The sequence below is a fragment of the Nitratireductor aquibiodomus NL21 = JCM 21793 genome (genome assembly GCF_000615975.1).
Lineage (GTDB): Bacteria > Pseudomonadota > Alphaproteobacteria > Rhizobiales > Rhizobiaceae > Nitratireductor > Nitratireductor aquibiodomus.
Genome location: NZ_BAMP01000031.1, coordinates 1 through 12454 on the forward strand (window position 1 = coordinate 1; position 12454 = coordinate 12454).

A 12454-nucleotide genomic window follows, 5' to 3' on the forward strand; every position below is an offset into this window, starting at 1 on the left:
CGCCGCCGCAGCCTTCCTGTTCATTGTCGGCACCATCGCACTCGCCATCATCGCACTGCTTGTGCGCCGGCAGATTGCCGCGCGGCGCGGAGGCTAACTCACCCCGCAAACCCGCGCTTTCGTAACCATGGAACAGCCCGCAACCCTTCCGGTTGCGGGCTGTTTTCGCTCAGCAAAACAGGCTTATGTTTTTAAGTTATAATTGAGTCTGAAATTGCGATAGGACAGCGCACTTCCTGCGCTATAGGGTCGCGGAAAGCGTTCCCTATTGAGGTCCAACAGTGACAGATCAAATTCAGGAGACGCGGGAGGGTACAGGTGTGCCGATGTCCGCGCCCCAGGAAAATACTGAAAAATCAAGCCATATCAAATTCTTGATATGGGGCATCGTGGTCGCGGCCATTGTCGCCGTCTTTTTGCCGGCTCCATTGTTTGCCAGCAATCTCTCCTTCCTCTTCTACATGATGCTGTGGATCACCATGGCGACGTCGTTCAATTTCGTCGCTGGCCTGGCCGGATATATGCCTTTTGGTTATGTGGCGTTCTACGGCATCGGCGCTTACGCCACCGGCGTTCTGTACAAGACCTTCGGCCTGCCCATTCCCGTGGCGCTTGCCGGTGCGGCGCTGGCCGGTGTCACCATCGGCCTTCTGGTCGCGCCCACACTGCGGCTCAAGGGCGTTTATTTCGGCATTGTCAGCCTCGCGCTCGCCATGGCCATGAAGCTCGTGATCTCGCTCATGCCGAGCGACATCACCGGCGGCAGCCTCGGCCTTATCCTTTCGGCTGCAAACGATCCCGTGGCGGCCTATTACGCCATGTTCGTGGTGCTGATGGGCGCTCTGGCAGCCGGCACCTGGCTTACCATGTCGCGCCTCGGCACGGCGCTGCGCGCCATCCGCGATGACAGCGAAGCAGCCGAAGTGGTCGGCGTGAATGTGGTGGCAACCCGGCTGAAAGCCTGGATCATGGCCACCATGTTCCTGCCTCGTGGGCGGCGTCGAGGCCTGGTACACGAATGCTATCGACCTCGATTCCTCCTTCAACCTGCTGGTGACGGCAAAGAGCATCGTCTACGCCATGGCCGGCGGCCTCGGCTTCCTGGTTGGCCCGATCATCGGCGCGTCCACGCTCTACGGCATCGACCAGCTGATCTGGCGGCATTTCCCGACCCTCAACCTGCTCATTCTCGGCGTGGTCATCATCGCACTGATGCTGCTCCTGCCGCGTGGCATCGTCGGGGCCTTCGCCCAGCGCTTCTCGCGCCTCCGGCGCTTCATTCCGTAAGACGTACAGGATTGAAACAAAGATGAACGAACTTCTGCTTCAAGGCCTCGTCAACGGCATCGTCGTCGGGCTGATCTATGCGCTGATCGGCGTCAGCCTCAACGTGATCTTCGGCGTCCTGCGCGTCGTCAATTTCGCCCATGGCGAATTCATCGTGCTGGGTGCCTATGGCGCCTATTTCGCCCAGGCCTGGCTCGGCCTGTCCCCGCTGCTCGCAATGCCGCTGATCTTTGTCGTCTTTGGCATGATGGGCTACGGCCTCTATTTCGTGCTGGTGAAGCGTCTTGCGCGCTCCAACGATCCCGAGCACGCCTCGCTTCTGGTCATGTTCGGCCTGTCGCTCGTGCTGGGCGCACTCATGCTGCTCGCCTTCGAAGCGGATGCACGCTCGCTCAACTTCACGCTCGACCCGCCCTTCCTGATGTTCGGCAACATCATCCTGCCGACCACCAAGCTGCTTGGCCTTGCGGTTGCGGTCGTGGTCACCGGTGCGCTGGCGTTCTTCCTCTACCGCACGCTGCCGGGCAAGGCGCTGCGCGCCATCATCATGAACCGTGACGCGATCCAGATCGTCGGCGTGGATCTGAACCACCTTTCGGCCCTGACCTTCGGTCTCGGCCTTGGCCTGGCGGGCATCACCGGCATCCTCGTGTCGATGATCTTCCCCTCCTTCTCCCCCTTCATCGGCCAGGACTACACCCTGATCGGCTTCATCGTGATCGTTCTGGGCGGCCTCGGCCATCCGATCGGCGCAGTCGCCGGCGGCATCCTGTTCGGCCTCGCTGAGCAGACCGCCATGGTGTTCTTCAGCGGAACCGTGGCGATGCTCCTCGGCTTCGTGCTCCTGATCGCCGTCATTCTCATTCGCCCCGCCGGCCTGTTCGGCGTGCAGAACTCGCGGTGACGTCATGCTGAAAGTCGAAAACCTCGTAAAGAAATTCGGTGGCGTCACAGCACTCGACGGCATCAGCCTCACCCTCCCCGACCGGTCGATCCTCGGCGTTCTGGGCATGAACGGCTCCGGCAAGACGACGATGCTGAACTGCATCAACGGTCTTTATGACGCGACCGCCGGTGAAATCACGCTCGACGGCGTTAGTCTCATCGGCAAGGTCCCGCATGCGGTGTTCTCCGAAGGCGTGGGACGCACCTTCCAGGTGCCGCGCATCTTCCCGCAGATGTCGCTCCTGGAAAATCTCTCGGTCGCGCTCCTCAACAAGGGGCTGAGCAATGCCGAGATTGCCAAGATCAGCGCCTACTGGCTCAAAAAGGTGGAGCTTTACCGTCTGCGCCACAACTATGCGGAAGAGCTTTCGGGCGGCCAGCAGAAGCTTCTGGAACTCGCCCGCATCATGGTGGCCAATCCGAAGCTGGTGCTGCTCGACGAGCCGTTCGCCGGCGTCAATCCGAGCCTCGCACTGCTGCTCATCAACATCATCCGCGAAATGCCGAAGGAGCTGGGCTGCTCGGTGCTTCTCGTCAGCCACGACCTCACCTCCGTCTACGAACTGTCCGACAACATTCTGGTCATGCATGAAGGCCGTGTCCTTGCAGAGGGCGACGCCGAAGCGATCCAGAAGAATCCGGACGTCATCGAAGCCTATCTGGGAGCCTGACCATGCATGGCGTTGAACTGAGCATGGAGAACATCTCCGTCGCCTATAACGGAGACATCACGGTTCTCAAGGAAGTGGCGCTGCGGGCAAAGCCCGGCGAGGTCACCGGCATCATCGGTCCGAACGGCGCGGGCAAGTCAACCGTTCTGAAGACCATCTTCGGCCTCCTGTCCACCAAGACCGGCGCCATCACCATGGGCGGCCGCGACATCACCAATCTCAAGGCGTTCCAGCGCGCGCTCGAAGGCGTGTCCTTCGTGCCGCAGAACCGCAGCGCCTTTGCCGGCCTGTCGGTCTACGACAACCTGCTTCTGGGCTGCTGGCCCTTCCGCAAGGACAAGGCCCGCATCGAACGCGCCATCGACGGCATTTTCGAGCGGTTCCCGATCCTCAAGGAGAAGCGCTCGACGCTCGCCGGCTCCATGAGCGGTGGCCAGCAGCGCTTTCTGGAAATCGCGCGCGCGCTCGTCACCGAGCCGAAGGTGATCCTGCTCGATGAGCCCACGGCCATGATCGCGCCGAAGATTTCCAAGGACATCTACGCGCTCACCCGCGATCTCGCAGACCAGGGCGCCACCATCATTCTGGTGGACCAGAACGTGCGCCAGTGCGCCACGATTTCGGACCGCCTCTACATTCTGGAGCTTGGCCGCAACAAGGCGGAAGGCACCAGGGAGGACTTCGCCACCGATGGCCAGCTCAAGGAGATGGTCGCCGAGTGGATGAACTACAAGATCGACGTGTGAGGCGTCGTTTATCCAAGATCAACAAAAGGGGAATGCCCATGTGGAATATGACCAAACGAAGCTTCATGGCAGGCACGCTGCTTGCCTGCTTTGCGCTGCCGGTCGCCGGCCAGGCGCAGGAAAAGATCCGGATCGGCATGACGGTTTCGTCGTCCGGCAACTTCGCGCTCGCCTCGCAGTCGGGTGTGCGCGGCGTGGAAATCTGGGTTGATGAAGTCAACGCCAATGGCGGCCTGGAAGTGAATGGCGAGAAGCGCCTCGTCGAGCTCGTCAAGCGCGACGACCGCTCCGACAAGCAGATGGTGGCGCGCGTCTATGAAGACCTGATCGCCAATGAGAATGTCGACGTCCTGATGGCCCCGTTCGGCTCGACCCTGACGGCAGCCGCAGCGACTGTGACAGAGCGTCTCGACAAGTTCATGGTTATCTGGTCTGCCGCCTCCGATGCGCTCTACAATCAGGGCTTCAAGAACATCGTCTCGGCCACCCAGATGCCAGTCTCACGCATGCCATCCGCCGGCCTTGAAGCCGCCGCAGCGCTGGGTGGCAAGAAGGTTGCCATCGTCAATGTGGACGAGCCCTTCCCGGCCGGCCTTGCCGACGGTGCCGAAGCCATCGCCAAACAGCACGGGATGGAAGTGGTCCTGAAGGAAGACTATCCGAAGGGCACGAAGGATTTCAGCCTGCTCCTGCAGAAGGCACGCGCGGCTGGTGCCGACGTGTTCTTCCCCACAAGCTATGAAGGCGACCTGATCTCCATGGTGCGGCAGATGCGCCAGATGAACGTGAACTTTCCGTTCTCGTTCATGGTCTACGCCTCGACGCCGCAGTTCATCGAGATCGGCGACGATGCGCAGTACATCTACAGCCACACCAATTTCCACCCGACCATCAACTGGGAGGTCAATGCCGGCCTCGACCGTGAGGGCTTCCTGGCTGCCTATGAAAAGCTCTTCCCGGACGTTTCGTATGAGCCGGACTTCCAGACCGTTCTCGCCTATGGCGCCGGTGTGATCGCCGGAGAGATCATCGAGAGCGCAGAAAGCCTCGATGCCGCCGACCTCAAGAAGGCGGCCATGGAACTCAGTGACAATCTGACGGTTCTTGCCGGTCCCTATGCGATCGACGAAACCGGCAAGCAGCTGAAAATGCCTTTCCCGGTCGTGCAGTTGCAGCCGGGCAAGGGGCTTGTGACCGTGTGGCCTAAAGAAGTCGCCGTTGCCGAGCCTGTGTACCCGATCCCCGGTTGGGATCAACGAGACTAGCGACCTTGCGCCCGGCTTCCGAAACGTCTCCCTCGGGGTCGGGCGCATTTTCTCAAGAAAAGAATATCATGGATCCGTCATTCGCGTCCCTCGCGGACCTCTCGAAAGCGCTGAGCGAAGGCTCGCTCACGTCCAGCACCATCACCCGACATTTCCTGGAGCGCATCGCCAGGCATGACAAGGCCCTCGGCGCCTTCGTTCATGTCGATGCCGAGCGGGCAATGTCCATGGCGGAGGGGCTCGACAAGCTGCGCGCGTCTGGCGTGGTCTACGGCCCGCTTCACGGCCTGCCAATTGCCGTGAAGGACCTGGTCGACTGGCAGGACGAAACCTGTACGGTGGGCAGCGCCGCCTGGAAAGACCGGCGCTCAACCAGCGACGCCACCGTCATGCGCAAACTGCTTGCCGCCGGCATGATTCCAATCGGCCGCGCAGCAATGGTCGAATTCGCATTCGGAGGCTGGGGCACGAATCCGATATGCGGAACACCGCGCAATCCCTGGGACATGCAGACACACCGCATTCCCGGAGGCTCCTCCAGTGGCTCGGGCGTGGCCGTTGCCGCCGGCCTTGCGCCGGCGGCCATCGGCAGCGACACGGGCGGTTCCGTGCGCATTCCCGCCGCACTCAACGGCATTGTGGGCCTGAAACCCACCTATGGACGGATCAGCCTGAAAGGCTGTTTCCCGCTTTCCAGCACACTCGATTCCATCGGCCCGATGACGCGCACCGTCGCCGACGCGGCCCTTCTGCTCGACGCGCTTTCCGGGCCTGACGCCAGCGATCCGGCCACCCGTCTTGCACCGGCGCTGAAGCCCGACGCATGGCAGGGCATGCGCACGCAGGGCATGCGGGTCGCGGTCATGCGCGAAGAGGATTTCCCGATCCCGCTAGATGCCGAAAGCCAGGCCGCCTACGATCAGGCAAAGGAAGCGCTCATCAGCCTCGGCGTGACGCTGGTTCCTGCCGACCTGCCCTTCGCCTTCAACGAGCTGACGGAGAGCAACGGCCGCATCATCGCCGCCGAAGCCTATGCGGTTCATCGCGATTACATCCACGACAAGAGCGTGCCCATCGGCCCCTATGTGCGCCAGCGCGTGCTCGCCGGGGCCAATATCAGCGCCAACGACTATATCGAGACGCTCGCCGACCACAGGCGCATGAGGGCGGTCTATGCCGATTTCATGAAGCCGTTCGACGCGCTGCTCACGCCGACGGTGCCCTTCCCCGCCATCCCCGTGTCGGAGGTGGACGAGAGTGCGGTTCCGATGGCCGCCTATGGCCGCCCGGCAAACTATGTCGGCGCCTGCGGCCTGGCGCTGCCGGCCGGCTTCACCGAAACGGGCCTGCCACTCTCCGTGCAGCTCATGGGCGCAGCCTTCGCCGAGGAGCCGTTGCTTGCGCTCGGCGCAGCGCTTGAGCAGTGCATCTCGACGACGGACCGGCAACCGCACCTCACGGCAGCCTGAATCAATACGGACAGCAAGGAGTTTCCGATGACGCAATCCACCTGCGACACGCTTTTGACAAACGCTTTGCTGTTCGATGGCCTGGGGGGGCAACCGATCCGCGGCGGCGTGGCACTCTGCAATGGCCGCATCGCCGCGGTCGGTGATGTTTCCGGCTGGCAGGCAAAAGAGACGATCGACCTCGACGGTCTCAGCCTCGCGCCCGGCTTCATCGACGTTCACACCCATGACGATCTCGCTGTCCTGAACGACAGCGCGATGGAGCCCAAGATCACGCAGGGCGTAACCAGCGTGATCGTCGGCAATTGCGGCATCAGCCTCGCACCATACGAAAAGCCCGCCGAACTGGTGCCCCCGCTCGGCCTTCTCGGCACAGCGGAAGACTATCGCTTCGGTTCCTTTGCCGCCTACCGCAAGGCGGTGGATGCAGCCAGCGTCGCCGTGAATGTGGCCGCGCTTGCCGGCATGGTACGCTGCGCGCCATGACGCTCGAAGACACGGATGCACCCGCCTCGGAAGGCCAGATCGCGGCCATGCGCGTCCTGCTCGAAGAAGCGCTGCAGGCAGGCGTTCTGGGCCTCAGCACCGGCCTTGCCTATCCGGTCGCCCGCCACGCGCCCACCGACGAGGTGGTGGCGCTTTCACAGACACTCGCCGCCTTCCCCGGCGCGCTCTACGTCACCCATATGCGCGATGAACGCGACCGGGTGGAAGAATCCGTCGGCGAGAGCATCGCCATCGGTCGGCGCGCCGGCGTCCCGGTGGTGATCTCGCATCACAAATGCATCGGCCGCCACAATTACGGGCGCTCGGCGAAAACACTGTCAATGATCGACAGCGCGCTTCGCCATCAGGACATCGCCATGGATGTCTATCCCTATGAGGCAAGCTCGACCGTGCTCCTGCCGGAGCTGACCCGTCATGCGGAGCGCATTCTGGTCATCGATTCCGCCGCCCATCCCGCGTTCAACGGGCTGGAGCTTTCCAAAGTCGCGGAGAAAATGGGCTGTGATCAGGAAGAAGCGGCCCGCAGGCTTTCGCCCGCGCGCGGCATCTATTTCCAGATGTCGCCGGAAGACATCAACCGCATCATGCAGCATCCGCGCACCATGATCGGCTCAGACGGCATCCCCGGCCCGCAGGCCCATCCACGCCTCTGGGGCACCTTCCCCCGCGTGCTTGGCCGCTATGTACGCGAAGATGGCGTCCTGCCGCTGGAAGAAGCCATCCGCAAGATGACCTCCCTGCCTGCCCAGATCTTCGGCTTCGCCCGGCGCGGCAGGCTGCAGGAAGGCTTCCACGCTGACCTCGTGGCCTTTGATGCCGAAACGGTTCTGGATCTAGCCGATTACGACACGCCAGACCGCCCTTCGGCCGGCATTGAGCATGTCTTCGTCAATGGCGTCGCAGTGCTGGCCAATGGCGCGGTCACCGGCGCGCGTGGCGGCCGGTTCGTGGCCCGTGGCGAGGCCTGACCGGCAGGAGACGCGTCACGCTTCGCGGTGCAGTTCCTGGCAGGCCGATTTCAGAATCCTGATGAACATTTCCTCGGCGTTTGAGATCGCACGGTTCTCCGACGTCAGCGCCGTGATCGAGAATTTCAGGTCGGGCACCAGCGGGCGCAGTCGCACACCGCGCGTGAACCGTGCGGAAAACTCGTCCACGATGGCGCAGCCCACGCCCTGGCTGACACAGGCCGCCGCCACCGAATAGGTGTGCACCGAAATCCGTGGCTCATAGGGCAGCCCCTGCTCGTCAAATGCCGCCTTCAGGAACACGCCTACGGGCGATTCCTTCTCAAGCCCGACAAAGGACTGCATGTCGATCTCGCGTAGATGCACAGGCGAGGGGTTGAACGGTTTTGCTGGATCGTCCGTCTCCAGATAGGTCAGGCTCATCGTGCCCACCGTGGTGGAGTTGATCCCCGGCGTCTCTACAAGATTGAACGCCACGGCCAGATCGAGATCAAGCGCGTGAACGCGCTTCAAAAGCACGTCGTAATGATGGGTGAACAGCTCGACCTTAAAACCTTCCCAGTGCTTGGGCAGGTTCGACACAACTTTCGGCGCAAGCCCCACGCCGAGGCTCGGCAGAAAGCCCACCCGCAGCACATCGTCGGGATTGCGTCCGAGATTGCGGGCGAGCGTGCGGAAACGCTCCAGCGCGCCATGCACATCCACCGCTTCGGCAAACAGAAGCTCCGCCTCGCGCGTCGGAACGAGGCGCTGCTTCACGCGATCGAACAGCTTGAAGCCGAGAAGCGATTCCGCGTGCTTAAGCGTCCGGCTGAGCGCCGGCTGCGAGACATTCAGTCTTTCAGCCGCAGCATTGATTGACCCGGCCAGACGGATCGCGTGAAAAACCTCTATGTGCCGAAGATTCATTAACGTCTTTCAAGGGCTTTCGACAAAGTAGCCTGTGCAAATCAGGCCGACCATTGCAGCCACATCAGCAGGTTCTGCCCTCGCCCGATTTTGCTTCTGCGTGTTCCCATCCGCAGTCTTGTGGCTGCGCTTGCCAGCAATCATACACGCTCACCGGAATGCCATGCACAAAAACTTTCCGACGCAAAAGAATTCATAAACAACTTTAGGCCACACATTGGCCCCGAGAGTATTCGTATTCAACCGGGGCGCGTAATTGTCCGTGAGTGAAATCCGTCCATTGGAGCGGGATGACATTTCCGCCATTGCGGAGATGTTCCAGCGCATATTGCGCAAGGGACGCGGCCCTGCGCCGCTTGGCGCGCGCGAATATCTAGAGACGCTTTTTCTCGATCCACCCTACCGCGACGACGACATCCATTCACTTGTGCATCTTCGTGAAGACGGCACGGTCAACGGTTTCATGGGTGTGCTTCCCATGCCCTTCGTCTATCAGGGCAAGACCCTGAAGAGCGCCATCGGCGGCAGCTTCATGGTCGACGGTCACGAACAGGACCCCTATGCCGGCGCGCGTCTTCTACGCGCCTTCCAGTCCGGCCCGCAGGATCTCTCGTTGACCGAAACAGCCAACGATGTTTCCACAACCATGTGGCGCAAGCTGCGCGGCACGATCCTGCCCGACTACAGTCTCGAATGGCTGCGCATCCTGCGCCCGGCCGGCTTCATCGCCGCCATGGCCGCATCTGCGTTCGCGCCTGCCGCCTTCGCAAAACCGCTCGCACGGCCCTTCGATGCCCTTTTGCGGCGCAGAGGCGCTCCACCCCAGTGGACCCATGTGTCGGATGCGGAATTTGCGGGCAAGACACTCACCACCGAGGACGCCGACGCGGCTGAAACGGTGTCGCTGTTCCAGCAATTCGTCTCCGCCTTCGCCCTGCATCCTCAATGGACGGAGAGCGAGCTTCAACGCATGGTGGATGAATCGCAGCGCAAGGCGGATTACGGCGCGATGGTGCGCCGCAAAGTGCTCTCGCGCAGCGGCAAGCCGGTCGGCCTCTTCCTTTACTACGGCAATACGGGCGGCATCGGGCGCGTGATCCAGATCCTGTCTCTGCCCGGTCAGGAAGGCGCGGTCATCGACGCGATGCTGGCGGACGCGACCGAACGCGGGCTGGTGGCTCTGCGCGGGCGCGGACAGCCGCCCCTCATCAACGCTATGCTCGGTCGCCGCTTCGCTTTCGTCCATGCGTCGTCCAGCATTGTTCATGCGAAAGACAAGACGCTGCTCGAACCGTTCATCACGGGACAGGCTTTTTTCAACGGTTTTGCGGGAGAATCCTGGACGCGGCTTCTCGGCGACCGTTTCGACTAGAGCAATTCCAGAAAAAGCGGACGCACAGCCAGAGCGAGACAGGGCCGAATGGCCTTCAGGGGTGATTTGTAAATGTGCGGAATAGCGGGTTATTGCGGAGCGGGTCTTCACCCGCAGGAAGCTGAAAGGCTTCTTGCGGCCATGTCCGCCACAATCGCCCATCGCGGCCCGGACGATGCCGGCATCCACGTGACAGACGATGTGGGCCTTGCCCATCGCCGTCTTTCCATTGTCGATCTGGCGGACGGCCAGCAGCCTATGACGAGCGCCGACGGGCAGCTCCACATCACCTATAATGGCGAGATCTTCAACCACGTCGAACTGAGGCAAGAGCTTGAAAGCCGCGGTCATCGCTTTCGCACATCAAGCGACACCGAAGTCATTCTGCACCTCTATGACGAGCTTGGGCCGGACTGCGTTGCGCAGCTCAATGGCGACTTCGCCTTCGCGATCCACGATGCGCGCCGCAAGCGCCTTTTCCTCGCCCGCGACCGCATGGGCGTGCGCCCGCTTTACCACACATGGCGTCAGGGCCGGTTCCATTTCGGGTCCGAGATCAAGGCGCTCCTGCCCATTCCCGGCATGGAGGCGCGGCTCGATCCCTTCGCGCTCGACCAGATCTTTACGCTCTGGGCTCCCATTCCACCGCGCACGGCTTTTGAAGGCGTCAGCGAACTGCCGCCGGCGCACTGGATGATCGTCGAGAACGGCGCAGCCCGCACGCAGCGCTACTGGGATCTGGATTTCTCAAACGTCCGGCACGATTGTTCCGAGGCACAGATGGCGGAGGAGACGCGGGCGCTTCTGGAAGACGCAACGCGCATTCGCCTGCGCGCCGATGTGGAGGTGGGAACCTACCTGTCAGGCGGGCTCGATTCCTCCATCATCGCAGCACTCGCCAAGCGCATGGCGCCCGCTGGCCTGACCAGTTTCGCCGTCACATTCTCCGATCCAGCCTTCGACGAAAGCGCGTTTCAGAACGAGATGGTGCGTGCGCTCGGCACGGAACACCACACGGTCGACTGCGACATGGACGAGATCGCCACCGTGTTTCCGGAGGTCATCCGCCACATGGAGCAGCCGATCCTGCGCACCGGTCCCGCGCCGCTCTACCGGCTGTCCGGTCTGGTGCGCTCGAAAGGCATCAAGGCGGTTCTTTCCGGCGAAGGGGCAGACGAGGTCTTTGCCGGTTACGACATTTTCAAGGAGGCGCGCATCCGGCGCTTCTGCGCGCGCCAGCCGGGTTCGCAATTGCGTCCGCACCTGTTCCGCCGCATCTATCCCTATCTCTCCAATCTGAAGCGCCAGACACCGGATTATCTCGCCGCCTATTTCGGCGTTGCCAGCGACGATCTGTACGATCCGCTGTTCTCGCATCGTCCGCGTATGCGCAGCACCGCCGGCGCAAAGCTCTTCTTCTCCGATGCGCTCAAGGCAACGCTCGGCGATTATGATGCGGCAGACGAACTCGCCACCACACTTCCCGACGCCTTCAGCGAATGGCATCCCCTGCATCAGGCGCAGTATCTGGAGACCCGCTTTCTCCTGCCCGGCTACATTCTCTCAAGCCAGGGCGACCGCATGGCGATGGCGCACGGGATCGAAACACGCTTTCCCTTCCTCGACCACCGGCTGGTCATGCATGCCGCGCAGACACCGGCAAGCATCAAGCTCAAAGGGCTCCGGGAGAAGCATCTTCTGCGCGAAACGATGCGCGATGTCGTGCCGCCACAGATCGCCGACCGGCCCAAACAGCCCTATCGCGCGCCAGAGGCAAGCGCCTTCACCGATCACGCGCAGGCCTATGTGGAAGAAGCATTCGAGAAATCGGCGCTGGAAGAAAACGGAAACTTCCACGTTGAAAAAACAGCCAGATTGTATAAAAAAAGCCGGCTAAATAGTTTCACCGGTTTTCGAGACAACGCAGCATTCGTCGGCATTCTGTCGACACAGCTTTGGTCCCAGCAGTTCGCCAGGCCGGTTCGGATAACGGATCAACCTCTGGCGGTTCGTGCCTGACCGTGAAAGGAAGCACCATGCCCCAGTCCATCAATGCCGATATCCGCGCCTTCATTATCGAGAACTTCCTGTTCGGCGATGAGGCGGACGCACCGGAAGACGATGCATCTCTGATCGAGAACGACATTGTCGATTCCACCGGCATTCTGGAGATGGTCTCGTTTCTCGAGGAGCACTTCGCCATCGATGTCGCCGACCCGGAGATCGTGCCGGAAAACTTCGACACGATTGCCCGCTTAAGCGCCTTTGTCGCAGGCAAGAAGAAGGCCAGGGAGACCGCGCCAGCCGGCGCATAG

The 12454-nt window shown here is 61.8% G+C and carries 12 protein-coding genes; 11 read left to right on the forward strand and 1 reads right to left on the reverse strand.

Translation table 11 applies throughout. From position 1 onward, the window contains the following. Window positions 1–326: 326 nt before the first annotated feature. The 8 genes from JCM21793_RS25315 (at window position 327) to JCM21793_RS25320 (ending at window position 7858) form a co-directional block, all read left to right on the forward strand. Window positions 327–1313, forward strand: coding sequence for a branched-chain amino acid ABC transporter permease (locus JCM21793_RS25315; RefSeq protein WP_244439723.1), 987 nt, complete (start codon window positions 327–329; stop codon window positions 1311–1313). Further along, a complete protein-coding gene (locus JCM21793_RS10610; RefSeq protein ID WP_007008912.1) occupies window positions 1310–2191 on the forward strand; it encodes a branched-chain amino acid ABC transporter permease in 882 nt (293 codons plus the stop codon). The genes JCM21793_RS25315 and JCM21793_RS10610 overlap by 4 nt, the downstream gene beginning before the upstream one ends. Window positions 2192–2195: 4 nt before the next feature. Further along, a complete protein-coding gene (locus tag JCM21793_RS10615; RefSeq protein ID WP_025030334.1) occupies window positions 2196–2903 on the forward strand; it encodes an ABC transporter ATP-binding protein in 708 nt (235 codons plus the stop codon). A gap of 2 nt (window positions 2904–2905) precedes the next feature. Further along, window positions 2906–3649, forward strand: a complete 744-nt coding sequence (locus tag JCM21793_RS10620) for an ABC transporter ATP-binding protein (RefSeq protein ID WP_025030335.1) — start codon at window positions 2906–2908, stop codon at window positions 3647–3649. Window positions 3650–3687: 38 nt separating this feature from the next. Beyond that, window positions 3688–4914, forward strand: coding sequence for an amino acid ABC transporter substrate-binding protein (locus tag JCM21793_RS10625; RefSeq protein ID WP_155983418.1), 1227 nt, complete (start codon window positions 3688–3690; stop codon window positions 4912–4914). Window positions 4915–4982: 68 nt separating this feature from the next. Then, the gene (locus tag JCM21793_RS10630; RefSeq protein WP_081784690.1) at window positions 4983–6383 is read left to right on the forward strand and encodes an amidase; all 1401 of its coding nucleotides are present in this window, start codon (window positions 4983–4985) and stop codon (window positions 6381–6383) included. Between the two features lie 27 nt (window positions 6384–6410). Continuing rightward, complete coding sequence (locus JCM21793_RS30940) at window positions 6411–6869, forward strand: amidohydrolase family protein (protein WP_202901419.1); 459 nt, start codon at window positions 6411–6413, stop codon at window positions 6867–6869. Then, window positions 6866–7858 (forward strand): N-acyl-D-amino-acid deacylase family protein, encoded by a 993-nt coding sequence (locus JCM21793_RS25320; protein ID WP_202901420.1) that lies wholly within the window; start codon window positions 6866–6868, stop codon window positions 7856–7858. The genes JCM21793_RS30940 and JCM21793_RS25320 overlap by 4 nt, the downstream gene beginning before the upstream one ends. Window positions 7859–7873: 15 nt before the next feature. Here the strand turns inward: JCM21793_RS25320 and JCM21793_RS10640 are convergent, their stop codons facing one another. After that, on the reverse strand, window positions 7874–8767 hold the full coding sequence (locus JCM21793_RS10640; RefSeq protein WP_007008919.1) for a LysR family transcriptional regulator: 894 nt from the start codon (window positions 8765–8767) through the stop codon (window positions 7874–7876). A 262-nt stretch (window positions 8768–9029) separates the two neighbouring features. Here JCM21793_RS10640 and JCM21793_RS10645 point away from each other — a divergent pair, with 262 nt between their 5' ends. The 3 genes from JCM21793_RS10645 to JCM21793_RS10655 all read left to right on the forward strand — a co-directional run bounded on the left by JCM21793_RS10645 (window position 9030) and on the right by JCM21793_RS10655 (window position 12454). Further along, window positions 9030–10139, forward strand: coding sequence for a hypothetical protein (locus JCM21793_RS10645; RefSeq protein WP_025030338.1), 1110 nt, complete (start codon window positions 9030–9032; stop codon window positions 10137–10139). A 72-nt stretch (window positions 10140–10211) separates the two neighbouring features. Then, window positions 10212–12158: an asparagine synthase (glutamine-hydrolyzing) gene (asnB, locus tag JCM21793_RS10650; protein ID WP_025030339.1), complete on the forward strand. Its 1947-nt coding sequence runs from the start codon at window positions 10212–10214 to the stop codon at window positions 12156–12158. 17 nt (window positions 12159–12175) lie between these two features. Then, a complete protein-coding gene (locus JCM21793_RS10655) occupies window positions 12176–12454 on the forward strand; it encodes an acyl carrier protein (RefSeq protein WP_007008922.1) in 279 nt (92 codons plus the stop codon).

Bases quoted from the DNA above. Each gene is read 5' to 3' on its own strand.
- JCM21793_RS25315 (WP_244439723.1), top strand. From the start codon at position 327: ATGTCCGCGCCCCAGGAAAATACTGAAAAATCAAGCCATATCAAATTC.
- JCM21793_RS10610 (WP_007008912.1), top strand. From the start codon at position 1,310: ATGAACGAACTTCTGCTTCAAGGCCTCGTCAACGGCATCGTCGTCGGG.
- JCM21793_RS10615 (WP_025030334.1), top strand. From the start codon at position 2,196: ATGCTGAAAGTCGAAAACCTCGTAAAGAAATTCGGTGGCGTCACAGCA.
- JCM21793_RS10620 (WP_025030335.1), top strand. From the start codon at position 2,906: ATGCATGGCGTTGAACTGAGCATGGAGAACATCTCCGTCGCCTATAAC.
- JCM21793_RS10625 (WP_155983418.1), top strand. From the start codon at position 3,688: ATGTGGAATATGACCAAACGAAGCTTCATGGCAGGCACGCTGCTTGCC.
- JCM21793_RS10630 (WP_081784690.1), top strand. From the start codon at position 4,983: ATGGATCCGTCATTCGCGTCCCTCGCGGACCTCTCGAAAGCGCTGAGC.
- JCM21793_RS30940 (WP_202901419.1), top strand. From the start codon at position 6,411: ATGACGCAATCCACCTGCGACACGCTTTTGACAAACGCTTTGCTGTTC.
- JCM21793_RS25320 (WP_202901420.1), top strand. From the start codon at position 6,866: ATGACGCTCGAAGACACGGATGCACCCGCCTCGGAAGGCCAGATCGCG.
- JCM21793_RS10640 (WP_007008919.1), bottom strand. From the start codon at position 8,767: ATGAATCTTCGGCACATAGAGGTTTTTCACGCGATCCGTCTGGCCGGG.
- asnB (WP_025030339.1), top strand. From the start codon at position 10,212: ATGTGCGGAATAGCGGGTTATTGCGGAGCGGGTCTTCACCCGCAGGAA.
- JCM21793_RS10655 (WP_007008922.1), top strand. From the start codon at position 12,176: ATGCCCCAGTCCATCAATGCCGATATCCGCGCCTTCATTATCGAGAAC.